This is a genomic window from Mycobacterium sp. E136, assembly GCF_001666865.1.
GTDB lineage: Bacteria > Actinomycetota > Actinomycetes > Mycobacteriales > Mycobacteriaceae > Mycobacterium.
Map to the genome: position 1 here is coordinate 19029 of NZ_LZJE01000111.1, position 16248 is coordinate 35276.

19 protein-coding genes are annotated in these 16248 nt (G+C 67.8%); 12 read left to right on the forward strand and 7 right to left on the reverse strand.

The features are described 5' to 3' along the window. Positions 1–39: 39 nt before the first annotated feature. The 5 genes from lsr2 to A5698_RS08035 all read left to right on the forward strand — a co-directional run bounded on the left by lsr2 (position 40) and on the right by A5698_RS08035 (position 5005). Positions 40–381, forward strand: coding sequence for a histone-like nucleoid-structuring protein Lsr2 (gene lsr2, locus A5698_RS08015; protein ID WP_067085124.1), 342 nt, complete (start codon positions 40–42; stop codon positions 379–381). Positions 382–655: 274 nt separating this feature from the next. After that, positions 656–3199, forward strand: a complete 2544-nt coding sequence (gene clpC1, locus A5698_RS08020; RefSeq protein WP_068295350.1) for an ATP-dependent protease ATP-binding subunit ClpC — start codon at positions 656–658, stop codon at positions 3197–3199. Positions 3200–3421: 222 nt separating this feature from the next. Next, the gene (locus A5698_RS08025) at positions 3422–3637 is read left to right on the forward strand and encodes a CbtB domain-containing protein (protein ID WP_068295354.1); all 216 of its coding nucleotides are present in this window, start codon (positions 3422–3424) and stop codon (positions 3635–3637) included. Between the two features lie 22 nt (positions 3638–3659). Continuing rightward, positions 3660–4457 carry a CbtA family protein gene (locus A5698_RS08030; RefSeq protein ID WP_068295356.1) on the forward strand — a complete coding sequence of 266 codons (798 nt, stop codon included), beginning with the start codon at positions 3660–3662 and terminating at the stop codon, positions 4455–4457. Further along, positions 4454–5005: a histidine phosphatase family protein gene (locus A5698_RS08035; protein ID WP_068295359.1), complete on the forward strand. Its 552-nt coding sequence runs from the start codon at positions 4454–4456 to the stop codon at positions 5003–5005. Before A5698_RS08030 ends, A5698_RS08035 begins: the two co-directional genes overlap by 4 nt. A 52-nt stretch (positions 5006–5057) precedes the next feature. Here A5698_RS08035 and A5698_RS08040 read toward each other — a convergent pair whose 3' ends face one another. Both A5698_RS08040 and mhuD read right to left on the reverse strand, forming a co-directional pair. Continuing rightward, entirely contained in the window at positions 5058–6419 is a 1362-nt protein-coding gene (locus A5698_RS08040; protein WP_231967338.1) for a serine hydrolase, read from the reverse strand. Continuing rightward, positions 6406–6729, reverse strand: coding sequence for a mycobilin-forming heme oxygenase MhuD (mhuD, locus tag A5698_RS08045; RefSeq protein WP_064348188.1), 324 nt, complete (start codon positions 6727–6729; stop codon positions 6406–6408). The genes A5698_RS08040 and mhuD overlap by 14 nt, the downstream gene beginning before the upstream one ends. Positions 6730–6783: 54 nt before the next feature. Here mhuD and A5698_RS08050 point away from each other — a divergent pair, with 54 nt between their 5' ends. Beyond that, complete coding sequence (locus A5698_RS08050; RefSeq protein ID WP_068295362.1) at positions 6784–7569, forward strand: alpha/beta fold hydrolase; 786 nt, start codon at positions 6784–6786, stop codon at positions 7567–7569. On the opposite strand, the gene A5698_RS08055 is transcribed toward A5698_RS08050, so the two are convergent. Beyond that, positions 7543–7797, reverse strand: a complete 255-nt coding sequence (locus A5698_RS08055) for a hypothetical protein (RefSeq protein WP_068295364.1) — start codon at positions 7795–7797, stop codon at positions 7543–7545. The genes A5698_RS08050 and A5698_RS08055 overlap by 27 nt on opposite strands. A 71-nt stretch (positions 7798–7868) precedes the next feature. Here A5698_RS08055 and A5698_RS08060 point away from each other — a divergent pair, with 71 nt between their 5' ends. Further along, entirely contained in the window at positions 7869–8855 is a 987-nt protein-coding gene (locus A5698_RS08060; protein ID WP_068295367.1) for a GlxA family transcriptional regulator, read from the forward strand. An 11-nt stretch (positions 8856–8866) separates the two neighbouring features. Here the strand turns inward: A5698_RS08060 and A5698_RS08065 are convergent, their stop codons facing one another. Beyond that, on the reverse strand, positions 8867–9742 hold the full coding sequence (locus A5698_RS08065; protein ID WP_068295384.1) for an iron-sulfur binding domain-containing protein: 876 nt from the start codon (positions 9740–9742) through the stop codon (positions 8867–8869). Between A5698_RS08065 and A5698_RS08070 the strand changes: the two genes are divergently transcribed. Further along, the gene (locus A5698_RS08070; RefSeq protein ID WP_067085137.1) at positions 9741–10361 is read left to right on the forward strand and encodes a carbonic anhydrase; all 621 of its coding nucleotides are present in this window, start codon (positions 9741–9743) and stop codon (positions 10359–10361) included. The genes A5698_RS08065 and A5698_RS08070 overlap by 2 nt on opposite strands. 58 nt (positions 10362–10419) lie before the next feature. Beyond that, the gene (locus A5698_RS08075) at positions 10420–11181 is read left to right on the forward strand and encodes a hypothetical protein (protein WP_067085139.1); all 762 of its coding nucleotides are present in this window, start codon (positions 10420–10422) and stop codon (positions 11179–11181) included. Between the two features lie 14 nt (positions 11182–11195). On the opposite strand, the gene disA is transcribed toward A5698_RS08075, so the two are convergent. From disA to A5698_RS08090, 3 genes are all read right to left on the reverse strand, one after another. Next, complete coding sequence (gene disA, locus A5698_RS08080) at positions 11196–12314, reverse strand: DNA integrity scanning diadenylate cyclase DisA (protein ID WP_067085140.1); 1119 nt, start codon at positions 12312–12314, stop codon at positions 11196–11198. Positions 12315–12345: 31 nt separating this feature from the next. Further along, entirely contained in the window at positions 12346–13737 is a 1392-nt protein-coding gene (gene radA / locus A5698_RS08085) for a DNA repair protein RadA (protein WP_068295370.1), read from the reverse strand. Between the two features lie 66 nt (positions 13738–13803). Beyond that, positions 13804–14373 carry a copper chaperone PCu(A)C domain-containing protein gene (locus A5698_RS08090; protein ID WP_067085144.1) on the reverse strand — a complete coding sequence of 190 codons (570 nt, stop codon included), beginning with the start codon at positions 14371–14373 and terminating at the stop codon, positions 13804–13806. 328 nt (positions 14374–14701) lie between these two features. Between A5698_RS08090 and carD the strand changes: the two genes are divergently transcribed. From carD to A5698_RS08105, 3 genes are all read left to right on the forward strand, one after another. Further along, positions 14702–15190, forward strand: coding sequence for an RNA polymerase-binding transcription factor CarD (gene carD / locus A5698_RS08095; protein ID WP_003888533.1), 489 nt, complete (start codon positions 14702–14704; stop codon positions 15188–15190). Positions 15191–15195: 5 nt separating this feature from the next. Beyond that, a complete protein-coding gene (gene ispF, locus A5698_RS08100) occupies positions 15196–15675 on the forward strand; it encodes a 2-C-methyl-D-erythritol 2,4-cyclodiphosphate synthase (protein WP_068295373.1) in 480 nt (159 codons plus the stop codon). Between the two features lie 51 nt (positions 15676–15726). Next, on the forward strand, positions 15727–16248 hold a 522-nt coding region (locus A5698_RS08105; RefSeq protein ID WP_156670653.1), incomplete at its 3' end, for a class I tRNA ligase family protein.

Sequence of the window (16248 nt, forward strand, 5' to 3'; positions counted from 1 at the left end):
TTTACTGCGGTCCTGTGATCGCTTAGAAGGGCGTGTTAAATGGCGAAGAAAGTTACCGTTACCTTGGTCGACGATTTCGACGGCGAAGGTGCGGCCGACGAGACCGTTGAATTCGGCCTCGACGGTGTGACCTACGAGATCGACCTTTCTTCGAAAAACGCGGCAAAGCTGCGCAATGACCTGAAGCAGTGGGTCGAGGCCGGTCGCAGGGTCGGCGGTCGCCGGCGCGGGCGCGCCGCAGGCTCGGGCCGTGGGCGCGCGGCTATCGACCGCGAGCAAAGCGCCGCGATCCGCGAATGGGCCCGCCGCAACGGGCACAATGTGTCCACCCGCGGGCGCATTCCCGCCGATGTGATCGACGCCTTCCACGCCGCCACATAGCGGCGGTCGTCACTGGGCGGCCGTCGCGCGTTCGCTAGCCGCGAAGCCGCCGCGGCCGGTTCAGGAAACGAATTGGCCCATCGATGCGTTGCTCTCCCATAGCGGCGGGTATTCGACCCCGTGCGCGTCGATGCCTCGGGTGTCCGCTTAGAGCAGACCGGCGGGCGGGACGTGGCGCGCAGATGCCCACTAGAGTGGATGGTGGTGCGGTGCGTTACTCGAGACCGTTGGGCACGCATGGCACCGACCTATTGAGGAGAGCAGGTAACCACCGATGTTTGAGAGATTCACCGACCGTGCCCGCAGGGTCGTCGTCCTGGCTCAAGAAGAGGCCCGGATGCTCAACCACAACTACATCGGCACCGAGCACATCCTGTTGGGACTTATTCACGAGGGTGAAGGCGTAGCGGCCAAGTCGCTGGAGTCGCTGGGCATCTCGCTCGAAGGCGTACGCAGCCAGGTCGAGGAGATCATCGGCCAGGGCCAGCAGGCGCCGTCGGGGCACATCCCGTTCACCCCGCGCGCCAAGAAGGTGCTGGAGCTCAGCCTTCGCGAGGCGCTGCAACTCGGCCACAACTACATCGGCACCGAGCACATCCTGCTCGGCCTCATCCGTGAGGGCGAGGGCGTCGCCGCCCAGGTGCTGGTCAAGCTGGGCGCCGAGCTCACCCGCGTGCGCCAGCAGGTCATCCAGCTGCTGTCGGGCTATCAGGGCAAGGAGACCGCGGAGGCCGGCACGGGCGGCCGCGGTGGCGAGGCGGGCAATCCGTCGACCTCGCTCGTGCTCGACCAGTTCGGCCGCAACCTGACCGCGGCCGCGATGGAGGGCAAGCTCGACCCGGTCATCGGCCGCGAAAAGGAAATCGAGCGGGTGATGCAGGTGCTGAGCCGGCGCACCAAGAACAACCCGGTGCTGATCGGCGAGCCCGGCGTCGGCAAGACCGCCGTCGTCGAGGGCCTTGCGCAGGCCATCGTGCACGGCGAGGTCCCGGAGACGCTCAAGGACAAGCAGCTCTACACCCTCGACCTCGGGTCGCTGGTGGCGGGCAGCCGGTATCGCGGTGACTTCGAAGAGCGGCTGAAGAAGGTGCTCAAGGAGATCAACACCCGCGGCGACATCATCCTGTTCATCGACGAGCTGCACACGCTCGTGGGTGCGGGTGCCGCCGAGGGCGCGATCGACGCGGCGTCGATCCTGAAGCCGAAGCTGGCTCGCGGCGAGCTGCAGACCATCGGCGCGACCACACTCGACGAGTACCGCAAGTACATCGAGAAGGACGCGGCGCTCGAGCGCCGGTTCCAGCCGGTCCAGGTCGGCGAGCCCACCGTCGAGCACACCATCGAGATCCTGAAGGGTCTGCGCGACCGGTACGAGGCGCACCACCGCGTCTCGATCACCGATTCGGCGATGGTCGCGGCTGCCACGCTGGCCGACCGCTACATCAACGACCGGTTCCTGCCGGACAAGGCGATCGACCTGATCGACGAGGCCGGGGCCCGGATGCGGATCCGGCGCATGACCGCACCGCCAGACCTGCGCGAGTTCGACGAGAAGATCGCCGACGCCCGCCGGGAGAAGGAGTCCGCGATCGACGCGCAGGACTTCGAGAAGGCGGCCAGCCTGCGCGACAAGGAGAAGCAACTCGTCGCGCAGCGCGCCGAACGCGAGAAGCAGTGGCGCTCAGGTGATCTCGACGTCGTGGCCGAGGTCGACGATGAACAGATCGCCGAGGTGCTCGGCAACTGGACCGGCATCCCCGTGTTCAAGCTGACCGAGGAGGAGACGACTCGGCTGCTGCGCATGGAGGAGGAGCTGCACAAGCGGATCATCGGCCAGGAGGACGCCGTCAAGGCCGTCTCCAAGGCGATCCGGCGTACCCGCGCCGGCCTGAAGGATCCGAAGCGTCCGTCCGGTTCGTTCATCTTCGCCGGCCCGTCCGGTGTCGGTAAGACCGAGCTGTCCAAGGCGCTGGCCAACTTCCTGTTCGGCGATGACGACGCGCTCATCCAGATCGACATGGGCGAGTTCCACGACCGCTTCACCGCCTCACGGCTGTTCGGTGCCCCTCCGGGCTACGTCGGCTACGAGGAGGGCGGCCAGCTCACCGAGAAGGTGCGGCGCAAGCCGTTCTCGGTCGTGCTGTTCGACGAGATCGAGAAGGCGCACCAGGAGATCTACAACAGCCTGTTGCAGGTTCTCGAGGATGGTCGCCTCACCGACGGTCAGGGTCGCACGGTCGACTTCAAGAACACCGTGCTGATCTTCACGTCGAACCTGGGCACGTCCGACATCTCCAAGGCGGTCGGGCTGGGCTTCTCCCAGGGTGGCGGCGAGAACAACTACGAGCGGATGAAGCAGAAGGTCAACGACGAGCTGAAGAAGCACTTCAGGCCGGAGTTCCTCAACCGCATCGACGACATCATCGTCTTCCACCAGCTGACCCGCGACGAGATCATCCGGATGGTCGATTTGATGATCGGCCGCGTGTCCAACCAGCTCAAGGCCAAGGACATGACGATGGAGCTGACGGACAAGGCCAAGGCACTGCTGGCCAAGCGCGGATTCGACCCCGTGCTCGGCGCGCGGCCGCTGCGGCGCACCATCCAGCGCGAGATCGAGGACCAGCTGTCGGAGAAGATCCTGTTCGAGGAGATCGGCCCCGGTCAGCTCGTCACGGTCGACGTCGACAACTGGGACGGCGAAAGCGCCGGCGAGGACGCGGTGTTCACGTTCAAGGGCACCAAGAAACCGACGCCGGTGGCCGAGCCGGATCTGGCTCAGGCCGGTGCGGCGGGCGCGGCAGGCGCGGCCGAATAGCGCCGGCATCACGCTAACGAGGACGGGCGGTACCCAAACGGGTACCGCCCGTTTTCCGTCTCGCCCCGCACCGCTGGACCGAGTGGATAGGATGTGCGATGTTATCGGCGGGCGAAGGAATCTGGTGAGAATCCAGAACGGTCGCGCCACTGTGTCAAGTCAGACCCGACGCTCGCCGTCGCCTGTGGAATCGGGACGCGAAATCCCGGAAAGGACACCGACATGACCTCACCCGAGGCCCGTAAGAGCATTGCGCCCGCGCTGGACTTCTCCGCAGCCAAGGCGGTGATGTGGTTGGCGTTGACCGCGTTCTTCGCCCTCCTCGCCCTCTACTTCGTCGGGCTGGACCAGGGTGCGACATCGGTGTTCGGCAACAGCACGGTCGTGCACGAGTTCGTTCACGACGCACGCCATCTGCTCGGCTTCCCCTGCCACTGATCCGCGGGGGACCGACAACACAATGGAAAAGCAGATCATCGGGCGCGGCCTTTTGGCCGGCGCCCTGGCTGGAGTATTCGCGTTCGTATTCGCCCGCATCTTCGTCGAACCGGTCATCGAGCGGGCGATCGGTTACGAGGAGGGCGTCGGCGCCGCGCACGAGGCGATGGAGGGCGCCGCACACGCCGGTCACCACCACGACGGTGTCGAGGGCTTCACCCGCGGCGTGCAGATGAACGTCGGCATGGGGTTCGGCGTGCTGGCCTTCAGCATCGCGATCGCGGCATTGTTCAGCGTGGTGTTCGCGGTGACGTACGGCCGCGTCGGCAACGTCTCGGCGCGCCTGCTGTCGGTATACGTGGCGGCGGGAATGTTGTTGAGCCTCTACGTCGTTCCCGCGCTGAAGTACCCGGCGGGCCCACCCGCGGTGAGCCTGGACGAGACGATTCGCCAACGCACGCTGCTGTACCTGTTGCTGGTCGTGCTGTCGGCGGTCCTGCTGGTGGGGGCGGTGTATCTCGGCCGACGGCTGGTCGAGCGCCTGGGAGCGTGGAACGCGACTTTGGTGGCCGCTGGGTCTTACATCGCGGCGATCGCGGTCGTGATGCTGATCCTGCCGGCCATCGACGAGACACCGGGCCCGCTGACCGACAGTGCGGGAAACATCGTCTACGAAGGCTTCCCGGCTGACGATCTCTACGAGTTCCGGGTGTTCTCGCTGGGAACGCAGGTCGTCATGTACGCAACGATCGCGCTGGTGTTCGGTGCGATGGTCTCGCGACTGCTCGACGAGAAGCGGCGGGAGAGCATCGCTGCGTGAGTGAGGTCGTCCGGCTGACGCTCGTATCGCACGCGCTGACCGATGCGATGTCGGCCGGACGATTCCCCACCGACGAGCCGTTGAACTCCGTCGGCCACCGGCAGGTCGACGCGTCCATCGACCTCGGTGTCGTCGACGCGGCGGTGTGCGGTCCCGAGAAGCGCACCAGGCAGACCGCCGAACTGCTCGGCCTGCAGGCCGACGTGGACGCACGGCTGGCCGATCTGGACTGCGGCAGGTGGCGCGGTGACGTGCTGGGCGGGGTCCAGCCCGCCGACCTGGCGATCTGGCTGACCGAGCCCGCGCAGGCGCCGCACGGCGGCGAGTCGGTGGTCGACCTGGTCGACCGGGTCCGCGACTGGATGGACTCGGTGGCCAACACCCGCAGTCGGCTCGTCGCGGTGACGCATCCTGCGGTGATCCGTGCCGCGATCCTGATCGCGCTCGACGCGCCGCCGAAGTCGTTCTGGCGCATCGATGTTGCGCCGGTGAGCCGGACGGTGATGCACTTCCGTGGCCACGCGTGGACACTGCGGTCGAACCGCTAATTGGGCCTGAGCGGTCGAACCGCTAATTGGGCCTGAGCGGGCCAACCGGTGACTAGCGGATCGGCACCAGGTCGAACGCCTGCCGCACGATCGACAACAACCATCCCGCGGCGGTCGGGCTGCGGTACCGGGGCCAGTTCAACTGGAAACTGATAACCCACGGCTGGCCCGTGTGGTCGACGGCGTACCAGCTGAAAGTGAGGTCGCCGGGCAGGTTTCCGCCCTTGGCGCCGATGTAACCCCACTTCGACCGGTCGAGGTCGATGCCGGGGATCGCGGCGAGGATGTCCTTGACCGGCGCGGCTTCACCCACCGCGGCCTTCTGCAGCGCGATGTGCACGCGGCAGATGTCGCTTGCGCTGCCGTACCACTCGGCCCCGTAGTTCGACGCCGGCGAGTGGGTCCGTTGCGGATCCGGTTCGTAGGGGCGGGAATTCGTCTGCCGGAGCAGCTGTGCGCGGCCTTGCGGGCCACCCTTCTCGACCGCCAGCCGCCACTGCTCGCGCAGATCAGGTCGTCCCCATCCGACCGAGAAGAGTTCGTGCATGGTCGGGAACGGCGTCATGCTGCCCGGGTCATGGTGGCCCGCCAAGACCAGTGCCCGCTCGACCGCATCGGTGCCCACGCGTTCGATGAGGAGATCCGTTGCCATGTTGTCGCTGGCCGAGATCATCTGCTGCGCAGCGGTTCTCACCGAAACTCGGGACCCGGGAGGTAGTTCCTCGAGGCCTGCAGACCCGACGGCCTTGGCCCGCTTCGTGATGGTCAGCGGATCGGTCCACTTCAGCGTGCCCGCCTTCACCGCCTCCGCGACGGCGAGCAGCACGTAGAGCTTGAAGATCGACGCCAACGGCAATGACATCTCGGTGTTGGTGCCGGCGACCACATCGCATTTCGACTCGTCCACCTTCGACACCTGATACGAGTAGCGTGCCCCGGACTTCGTCAGTTCGGCGTCGACGTCCGACCAGTCGTCGATGTCGGGCGGCCGCAGGGACACGTCGAACCGGTCGACCATGCCCGCATCGTTGGTGCGCAGATCGATCTCCTGCGCGACGCCGTACGACGTCAGCACCCCGACCTCGGCCTGTCCGGCGCGGATCTCCACGTCGGTCACAGTGAACGGGCGGTCCCACCAGATCCGGTCGAGCTTCGCCGTGATGTCGTCGACCTTTTCGGGCACGGCCATCGTCCGGACCCCGACCGGACCGATCGGCCAGTCGGAATTGAGCATGTCCAGCGTCTGTTTGGCCCGCAGGCCCTGGGGCGTGTTGATCTCGATGGACGTGCCGTAAGCGGCGTCGGCGGCCGGCGGCTCCATTTTGGAGCAACCGGCGAGGCCGACGACCAGCGACGCGACGACCGTCAGCCCGAGCGCCCGGCGAGCGTTCAGCCTGGCCCTACTTGTCGGCACCCGCAACGTCGAGGACTACCTCGAACTCGAGCAGCGACGCACCGGTGGCCACCGGGTTGGCCTGCTGGCCTTTGTGGGCTTCGATGGCCGGGCCGGTCGCCCAGGCCTGGAAGGCCTCCTCGGACTCCCACTGCGTCACCACGAAGTAGCGGTTCTCACCCTTGATGGGCCGCAGCAGCTGGAAGCCGAGGAAGCCCGGCTGATTGTCGACGGCGTGCGCCCGGTGTGCGAACCGCTTCTCCAGTTCAGGACCGGCGTCGGGCGGGACCTCGATCGCGTTGATCTTCACCACGGGATTCTGGCTGGGCATGCGCATCAGGCTACCGAACGCACCACGGCGCACCGAAGGCACGATGATGTCGGGATGCAGTCCGCAGGGGGCGGTGGGTCCCCACTCATTCACCGCGGCGGCCGGGGCAGGCCGCTCGTCCTGGTGCACGGCCTGATGGGGCGGGGCAGCACGTGGTCGCGCCAGCTGCCGTGGCTGACCCGGCATGGCGAGGTGTACACGTACGACGCGCCTTGGCACCGCGGCCGCGACGCCGACGACGCCCCGCCGATCAGCACCGAGCGGTTCGTCGAGGACCTGGGCGGCGCGGTGGCGACGCTCGGCCAGCCCGCGGTCATGATTGGACACTCGATGGGCGGACTGCATTCGTGGTGCCTGGCAGCGAAGCGACCAGACCTCGTGGAGGCGTTGGTGGTCGAGGACATGGCGCCGGACTTCCGCGGCCGGACCACCGGGCCGTGGGAACCGTGGCTTCATGCGCTTCCCGTCGAATTCGATTCCGCCCAACGCGTTTACGACGAGTTCGGCCCGGTGGCGGGACAGTACTTTCTCGAGGCGTTCGACCGCACCGAAGGCGGCTGGCGACTGCATGGGCTTCCGAAAGTCTGGATCGAGATCGCCGCCGAATGGGGGACCCGGGACTACTGGCGCGAGTGGGAGGCCGTCGGGGTCCCCGCACTCCTGCTCGAGGCGGGCAATTCGGTCACCCCGCCGGGACAGATGGCCCGGATGGCCGAGGCCCGCCCGAACACCACGTATCTGCGGGTGCCCGACGCCGGCCATCTCATCCACGACGACGCGCCGCAGGCCTATCGGGGGGCGGTCGAGGCTTTCCTAACGACGCTCCCCGACCGCACCTGAGGAGGGCCAGGCGGGCTGCCGCTCGAAGCGGGTGCGTATCGCGTCGAGGTCGTGCTCGATGCGCCACATGTCGCGATCGCTGTCGAACACCCGGCCGGCCATCGGCGCGGCCGTGCGGAACTGGTCACGGTGCAGTCGAAAATCCCCGAGGTGGTGTGCGGCCCAGGCCAGGGCGCAGGCCACCAACAGCGGAGATACCAGGATCAGAAGTAGCAGTACAGTGGTCATGGCAGTAATCATTCGCGCGACAAAATCCGGCCAACAGTGGCAGCAATGACACGGTGAGATAAAATGCTGCCATGTCTCTCAAGAGCGTATCGACGCTCGTCCTGGACGATCTGGCGATCTTCGAGTTCGGCGTGATCTGCGAGGTCTTCGGCATCGACCGCTCCGGCGACGGCGTACCCAATTTCGACTTCAAGGTCTGCGGTCCAGTCCCGGGTAAGCCGCTTCGGACATCGGTCGGCGCGAGCCTGACGCCCGACCACGGCCTCGACGACCTCATCGGGGCGGACCTGGTCGCGATCCCGGCGATCGGCGGATCGGAGTATCTGCCCGAGGCGCTGGCCGCGGTGCGCGCCGCCGCCGAGTCGGGGTCGATCATCGTCACGGTGTGCTCGGGCGCGTTCGTCGCGGGTGCCGCGGGTCTCCTCGACGGCAGACCGTGCACGACGCACTGGATGCACGCCGACGATCTCGCTCGCAGGTATCCGACGGCCAAGGTCGACCGCAACGTGCTGTTCGTCGACGACGGAAACCTGATCACCAGCGCGGGTACCGCGGCGGGCATCGACGCGTGCCTGCACCTGGTGCGACGCGAACTCGGCAGCGAGGTGACCAACAAGATCGCGCGACGCATGGTCGTGCCACCCCAACGGGACGGTGGCCAACGCCAGTACATCGACCAGCCGATTCCGACGCGATGTTCGGAACGCTTTGCGCCGCATCTCGATTGGATCCTCACCAACCTGGACAAGCCGCACACCGTGGCGACGCTCGCCGCCCGCGCGCACATGTCGGCGCGCACCTTCGCGCGCAGGTTCGTGGAAGAGACCGGCCGCACGCCCATGCAGTGGGTGACCGATCAGCGTGTGCTCTACGCCCGCACGCTGCTGGAGGAGACCGACCTCGACGTCGACCGGATCGCCGAGCGCAGCGGCTTCGGCACCGCGACGCTGCTACGGCATCATTTCCGCAGGGTCATCGGAGTGACGCCCTCGGACTACCGGCGCCGGTTCTCCTGCAGCACAGAGGAATCGGAGCCCGGCGAGATGGCATCGGCCTGACCCCGCCGTCCTCACCCGCCCTCACCGGCGAGCGCGAACCGGCCGTCGGCGGTCTGCTCGACGAGTCCGTCGACAAGAAGCGAGTCCAGCGCGCGGTCCCGTTGTGCCGTGTCCGTCAACCACGCGACGTCCAGTTGCGCCCTGGTGACGGGGGATTCGTTGTCGCGCAGCACGTCCAGCAGCCGGCCGCGGACCTGACGGTCGGTGCCCGCATAACGCTGGACCCGCCGCGCCGGTGAGTCGGACGCGGGAAATCCTCGCGAGCGCCACGCGCACGTGCTCAGCGGGCACAGCCCGCAGCGCGGGGAGCGCGCGGTGCACACCGTCGCACCCAATTCCATGAGCGCGATCGAAAATGTCGGCGCCAGCTCGCCTTCGGGAAGCAGGGCCTCGACATCGGCGAGGTCACGCGGCGACGACGAGGCTGCGGCGTCGGCCCTCCCGTGCACCACGCGGGCGACCACCCGCCGGACATTCGTGTCGACCACCGGAACACGATCGCGGTAGGCGAAGCAGGCGATGGCTCGCGCGGTGTACGCGCCGACCCCCGGCAGGGTCAATAGCGTGTCGACGTCGGAGGGGACAACGTCGTCGTAGCGCTCGGCGATCACCGTCGCGCACTCGTGTAAACGCTTGGCACGGCGTGGATAGCCGAGCTTGCCCCAAGCCCGCAGTACGTCTGCGGCGCTGGCCGCCGCGGTCGCTGACGGCGTGGGCCAGCGCTGAACCCACGCCCGCCAGACCGGCTCGACCCGCGCAACCGGCGTCTGCTGCAGCATGAATTCGCTGACCAATATCTGCCACGGCGTGACCTCAGGCCGGCGCCACGGAAGATCTCGCTGGTCGCGCGCATACCAATCAACCAACTGGGGCACAATGTCCGTCATGCCGAACACCAGCCCAGTGACCGCGTGGAAAGCACTCAAAGAGGGTAACGAGCGCTTCGTCGCCGGTAAGCCCGTGCATCCCAGCCAGGGCGTCGAACACCGCGCCAGCCTGGCCGGCTCCCAGAAGCCGACCGCGGTGGTGTTCGGCTGCGGCGACAGCCGCGTGGCGGCCGAGATCATCTTCGACCAGGGTCTCGGTGACATGTTCGTGGTCCGCACCGCCGGACATGTGATCGACTCGGCGGTGCTGGGTTCCATCGAATACGCGGTCGCGGTGCTCGACGTGCCGCTGGTCGTGGTGCTCGGCCACGACAGCTGTGGTGCGGTCAAGGCGACGTTGAGCGCGCTCGACGAGGGCCAGGTGCCCGGCGGCTACGTGCGCGACATCGTCGAACGCGTGATGCCGTCGATCCTTCTGGGCCGCCGGGACGGCCTGTCCCGGGTCGATGAGTTCGAGGCCCGCCACGTCAGCGAGACCGGCGCTCAACTCCTGGCCCGTTCGACAACGGTGTCGGAACGGGTGGCGTCCGGGGACCTGGCGATCGTCGGCGTCACCTATCACCTCGCCGACGGTCAGGTGGTTTTGCGGGACCATCTCGGCGACATCGGCGAAGGCTGAGGGCGACACGCCGGGCGACCTCGACCGATAAGGCATGACCTGGCCTTACCGTGAAGTTGTGCTGGATCTGGAACCGCATGGCCCGCTACCGACGCAGATTTACTGGCGTCGCAGGGCACTGGCGTTGGGCATAGCGGTCCTCGTGATCGGCGTGATCGCGGCCATCGTGGTCGTGGTCGTGAAGAACACCGGGGGCACCGACACGAAGGGCGCCGAGACGCCCGCCCCGACGGCGGCAGGCGCCCCGACACCGTTGCCGGGAGAGAACCCCGAGGTGAAGACGCCCGTGCAGCCGCCGGCGCAGGACGCACCGGCTCCCACACCGACGCCGACGGCCGCCGTCGCGCCGCCACCGGTCCTCAACGAGGGCGACGACTGCCCCGACTCGACGCTGGCGGTCAAGGGCATCACGAACCAACCGCAGTACGTCGTCGGCGAGCAGCCGAAGTTCACGATGGTCGTGACCAACATCGGGCTCGTCGGCTGCAAGCGCGACGTCGGCGCCGCGGTGCTGGCGGCCTACGTCTACTCGCTGGACAACGCCCGGCTGTGGTCGAACCTCGACTGTGCGCCGTCGAACGAGACGCTGGTCAAGACGTTCCAGCCGGGTGAGCAGGTGACCACCGAGGTCACCTGGACGGGCATGGGTTCTGCGCCCGGCTGCCCGCTGCCGCGCCAGCCGATCGGTCCGGGCACCTACAACCTGGTCGTTCAGCTCGGCAATCTCAGGTCGGCCACGGTGCCGTTCATCCTCGCAGCGCCGCAGTCGCCGGACCACGGCGGTGGCCAGGCCCCGCCGCCGGGACCCGTACCGAACTGAGGTTGGGCGCGACCCTACGCCAGCCGGTCGGCGATCGTCGACTCGGCCAGTTGGGACAGACCCTCCCGGATGTGGCGCGCCCACATCGAGCCGATGCCCTCGACCGACTGCAGGTCGCCAGCGCTGGCCGCCAGCAGGCCCTGCAGCGAGCCGAACGAACGCACCAGCAGGTCGACGTGCGCGAACTGCAGGCGCGGGATGCCGGCCATCGCCCGATAACCCCGCGAGCTCATCGCCGAATCCTGCGCCTCGATCGTCGAGGGGTAGCCGTAGACGCGCGCCAGGGTGGTGAAGTCCAGTAGCTCGCTGTCGGAGAGCCCGTCGAGCTCATCGAGCGTGGCGCTGACTTGTGCGGCCGACGGCGGGTCGGGGTTCGCGTGGTAATCGCGCACGATGAGCTCGCGAGCGGTGTCGTTGTCACCGACGAGCTCGTCGAGCTGAAGCTTGAGCTGGCGGCCGTCGGTGCCGAGTTCGACCACATACGAATCGATTTCGAGGCTGATCCGGCGAACCATCTCGAGCCGCTGCACCACGGTCATGACGTCGCGCAGCGTGACGAAGTCCTCGATCTCGGCCGTCGACAGCTGCCTGCTGACCTCGTCCAGGCGGGTCTTGTAGCGCTCGAGCGTGTCGATCGTCTGGTTCGCGCGCGACAGGATCGTCGCCGAATCGGGGATGACATGTCGCTCGCCTGCGACGTACACCGTCACGATGCTCATCGAGTGGCTGACCGAGATCACCGGGTAGCCGGTCTGGATCGCCGCGCGTTCGGCGGAGCGGTGCCGGGTTCCGGACTCCTCGGTCGGGATCGACGGATCGGGCACCAGTTGGACGTTGGCCCGCAGGATGTGGGCGCCGTCGCTGGAGAGCACGACGGCGCCGTCCATCTTCGACAGCTCGCGCAACCGCGTCGGCGCATAACGGACGTCGAGGGAGAAGCCGCCGTCGCAGATGGCCTCGACGCTCTCGTCGTAGCCGATGACGATCAGTGCACCGGTGCGGCCGCGCAGGATGCGTTCCAGGCCGTCACGCAGCGCGGTCCCCGGCGCCAGCCGGGCGATCGTCTCGCGCATGGTGGGCCGCGCGAGCGGCACCACGGTGCGCCCCGATCTTCCACCCGACTTCACGGCCATCGCCCCTCCCTAGGATCGGCCGTCATTGGCTCTATCTTTGCTGATCTTTGCTGATGTCGCGCAAAACCCGCAATGCCGAGCCGATGTCGTGGGCCGTGATCGCCCGCAGGCCGGCCGGCACCGACCTCACGCCGGGCGGCACCACCGCCGAGGTGAAGCCGAGCCGGGCCGCCTCGGCCAGCCGGCGGTCCATCCCGGTGACGCGGCGCAGATCGCCTGCCAGGCCCACTTCGCCGATGGCGACCGCGGCGGCGGGCATCGGCAGGTTCATCTTCGACGACGCGATGGCGACCGCGACCGCCAGATCCGCCGACGGATCGGTCAGCCGCATCCCGCCCACCGTCGACAGGTAGATGTCGTGCGCTCCGACCGACATGCCGGCGTGCCTGTCCAGCACCGCGGTGATCATCGCGGCGCGCGACGAGTCGATTCCGCTCACGGCACGGCGTGCGTTTCCGTTCGCAGGCGCCCCGATGAGGGCCTGCACCTCGCCGATCAACGGACGCTTGCCGTCGAGGGTGACCGTGATCGCCGTCCCCGCAACGGGTTCGGGCCGCTGGTCGCGGAACAGGCCGGACGGGTCGGCGACCCCCTCGATCCCGTTGTCGTGCAACAGGAAACAGCCCACCTCGTCCGCCGCGCCGAACCGGTTTTTGATGCCGCGGACCATTCGCAGCGACGACGCGCGGTCACCCTCGAAGTGCAGCACGACGTCGACAAGATGCTCGAGCGACCGCGGGCCTGCGATCGCGCCGTCCTTGGTGACGTGTCCGACGAGGATCATCGCGACGCCGGATGTCTTGGCGGCCATGGTCAGTGCGGTGGTGATCGCCCGCACCTGCGTGACACCGCCGGTGACGCCGTCGGCCTCGGTGGTCGACATGGTCTGGACGGAGTCGACCACCACCAGGCTGGGCTGCACTGCGTCGATGTGTCCGAGCGCGGTGGCCAGGTCCGACTCCGCAGCGAGATACACCTCGTCATGCGTGCAGCGGGTACGTTCCGCCCGCATCCGAATCTGCCCCGCGGACTCCTCGCCCGAGAGGTACAGCGCGCGTTTACCGGCGGAGGCCCATCGGTGCGCGACCTCCAGCAGAAGCGTCGACTTGCCGACGCCCGGGTCGCCGGCGAGCAGCGTGACCGATCCGGGAACCAGTCCACCGCCGAGCACCCGGTCCAGTTCCGCGACGCCGGTGTGGAAGTGGCGGGTGCGGCCCGGGTCGATCGAGCTGATCGGTACGGCCGCGGAGGACGGGGCGACCGAGCGTCGCGCGCCGGAGCCGGCCACCGCGGCCAGGACGGCTACCTCGTCGACGGTGCCCCAGGTGCCGCACTCCGGGCAACGACCGACCCATTTGAGCGTGATGTGGTGGCACTCCGAGCATCGGTACTGCGAGCGCGCCTTGGCGCCACCTTTGGCCACGCTGTGACGGTAGCCGTCAGCGCCGACAGAAACTCAGTGCCGAGCGCTCGTGTCGCCGACTTGGGCTCAGTGCCCGCCGCCGCTGTGGCTGCCCGCTTCGACGGCTCCGCCTCGCCGCGGCGTCTCGCCTGCCGAGATCGGCACCCGCACGGTGGTCTCGCCGGCCTTCTCGAACTTGAACGTGAAGTCGTACGTCAGGCCGTTGGTGATCGGCTTGGACAGGGCCACTTTCGCCTCGGCGGCCTCGGCGGCCTCGACGCTCTCCAGCGGGGTGATCTGCCCGTCGGGGGCGCCGACGGTGAGCATGCCGCCCGCCGGCACGGTGGTGTCGCCGGTCAGCGATACGGTACCGACGTCGGAGGTGATGGACTCCAGCTTGTCGGCCTGATCCGGCGAGTTGTTGGCCGCCACGAAGATCAGCTCGACGTCTTTGCCCGGCCGGACGAAGTCGGTCACCTGCTCGGCCCGCACGTGCACATTGCGCAACGCGATCTCGCCGACGTTCGCGCTCGTGCCGTTGACCGCCGGCTCCTGTGTGGCCATCTGCGAGACCTGTCCGGAACCGCAGCCGACGAGCGCCCCGCCGACGACAAAGGCGGCGGCCAGCCCGCAGGCGGCCAGTTTGAAGCGGTCCACTCTTGCCTCCTGCTCGGCCGTCGAGGCGACCGATCCGATCGGTCGCGGGATTCGACTATGGAGAGTAGTAGGTGCGTGCTGGCGGCGGTAGCTGAGGTCCGGCGAGCCGCCAGGAACGCGCCAGCAGCTACCGCGGAAGTGCCACCACCCCTTGATCAACGGCCCGCGCCAGCTACCCCGTCGGCATCTCCCGGACACCCGAGACATGCACGTATTCGCTGACGTGTCAACCCCCAGTGTTCACCCGAGGTGCCCCTGACCTGCACCGTTGGTCCACCCCCGTCTGGACACCGTGCTAGCATTGGAGTGTGAAAGGGGCTCGAAACTGATGATTTTCAAGGTCGGAGACACCGTTGTTTATCCCCACCACGGTGCTGCGTTAATCGAGGCGATCGAAACCCGGACCATCAAAGGCGAGCAGAAGGAATACCTCGTCTTGAAGGTCGCCCAGGGTGACCTCACGGTTCGAGTGCCCGCCGAGAACGCAGAGTATGTCGGGGTGCGCGACGTCGTCGGACAGGAGGGCCTGGACAAGGTTTTCCAGGTGCTCCGCGCCCCCCATACCGAGGAACCGACCAACTGGTCGCGGCGGTACAAGGCCAATCTCGAGAAGCTGGCCTCGGGTGACGTGAACAAGGTCGCCGAGGTTGTCCGTGACTTGTGGCGACGCGATCAGGAGCGTGGCCTGTCGGCGGGTGAGAAGCGGATGCTGGCCAAGGCGCGGCAGATCCTGGTGGGCGAGCTCGCTCTCGCCGAGAACACCGATGACGAGAAGGCCGCGACCATCCTCGACGAGGCACTGGCCGCCGCTTCCTGAAGCCGATGACGAGCCTGCCAAGGGTCGGGCTCGGCACCGACGTACACCCCATCCAGGCGGGACGGCCCTGCTGGTTGCTGTGTCTGTGCTTCGACGGGGCGGACGGCTGCGCTGGCCACTCCGACGGCGATGTGGCGGCGCACGCGCTGTGTGATGCGCTGCTCTCCGCGGCCGGTCTCGGAGATCTCGGCGAGATCTTCGGAACCGATCGCGACGAGTGGCGCGACGCCAGCGGCGCGGACATGCTCCGGCATGTCCGCGGGCTCATTTCGGGGCAGGGCTTCCGGGTGGTCAACGCCGCCGTCCAGGTGATCGGCAACCGGCCCAAGGTCGGCCCGCGCCGCGGGGAAGCCCAGAAAATCCTCACCGACTTGCTCGACGCCCCCGTGTCGGTCAGCGCGACGACCACCGATGGGCTGGGTCTGACCGGTCGCGGCGAGGGTCTCGCGGCGATCGCGACCGCGTTGGTGGTCGAGCGCGATTAGGCCTGTAAGCTGGCGCTTCGTGAATGGGGCGAAGATTCGGACGGTCGGAGCGTGACCGATCTGCGACTGCACGACACCATGACCGGTGCTGTGCGCGATTTCGTTCCCGTGCGGCCGGGTCACGCCTCGGTCTACCTCTGCGGCGCCACCGTTCAAGGTCTACCGCACATCGGGCATGTGCGCAGCGGGGTCGCATTCGATGTGCTTCGCCGCTGGCTGATGGCCAAGGGCTACGACGTCGCGTTCATCCGCAACGTCACCGACATCGACGACAAGATCCTCAACAAGGCCGCCGACGCCGGCAGGCCTTGGTGGGAGTGGGCCGCCACCTATGAACGCGCCTTCTCCGCCGCGTATGACGCGCTCGGGGTCCTTCCGCCATCGGCCGAGCCGCGCGCAACCGGGCACATCACCCAGATGGTCGAGCTGATCGAGCGGCTGATCGAGCGGGGCCACGCTTACGTCGGTAACGGCGACGTCTACTTCGACGTGCTCAGCCTGCCGGCGTACGGGAAGCTGTCCGGCCACAAGATCGACGACGTGCATCAGGGCGAGGGCGCCGCCAAGGGCAAG

What these genes read in the sequence shown, in the direction of transcription:
- A5698_RS08065 (WP_068295384.1), bottom strand. Translation starts at nt 9,742, where the DNA reads ATGACGGACATTGTGCCCCAGTTGGTTGATTGGTATGCGCGCGACCAG.
- mhuD (WP_064348188.1), bottom strand. Translation starts at nt 6,729, where the DNA reads ATGCCCAGCCAGAATCCCGTGGTGAAGATCAACGCGATCGAGGTCCCG.
- disA (WP_067085140.1), bottom strand. Translation starts at nt 12,314, where the DNA reads ATGGCCGTGAAGTCGGGTGGAAGATCGGGGCGCACCGTGGTGCCGCTC.
- lsr2 (WP_067085124.1), top strand. Translation starts at nt 40, where the DNA reads ATGGCGAAGAAAGTTACCGTTACCTTGGTCGACGATTTCGACGGCGAA.
- A5698_RS08030 (WP_068295356.1), top strand. Translation starts at nt 3,660, where the DNA reads ATGGAAAAGCAGATCATCGGGCGCGGCCTTTTGGCCGGCGCCCTGGCT.
- A5698_RS08050 (WP_068295362.1), top strand. Translation starts at nt 6,784, where the DNA reads ATGCAGTCCGCAGGGGGCGGTGGGTCCCCACTCATTCACCGCGGCGGC.
- A5698_RS08070 (WP_067085137.1), top strand. Translation starts at nt 9,741, where the DNA reads ATGCCGAACACCAGCCCAGTGACCGCGTGGAAAGCACTCAAAGAGGGT.
- ispF (WP_068295373.1), top strand. Translation starts at nt 15,196, where the DNA reads ATGACGAGCCTGCCAAGGGTCGGGCTCGGCACCGACGTACACCCCATC.
- carD (WP_003888533.1), top strand. Translation starts at nt 14,702, where the DNA reads ATGATTTTCAAGGTCGGAGACACCGTTGTTTATCCCCACCACGGTGCT.
- A5698_RS08055 (WP_068295364.1), bottom strand. Translation starts at nt 7,797, where the DNA reads ATGACCACTGTACTGCTACTTCTGATCCTGGTATCTCCGCTGTTGGTG.
- clpC1 (WP_068295350.1), top strand. Translation starts at nt 656, where the DNA reads ATGTTTGAGAGATTCACCGACCGTGCCCGCAGGGTCGTCGTCCTGGCT.
- A5698_RS08060 (WP_068295367.1), top strand. Translation starts at nt 7,869, where the DNA reads ATGTCTCTCAAGAGCGTATCGACGCTCGTCCTGGACGATCTGGCGATC.
- A5698_RS08025 (WP_068295354.1), top strand. Translation starts at nt 3,422, where the DNA reads ATGACCTCACCCGAGGCCCGTAAGAGCATTGCGCCCGCGCTGGACTTC.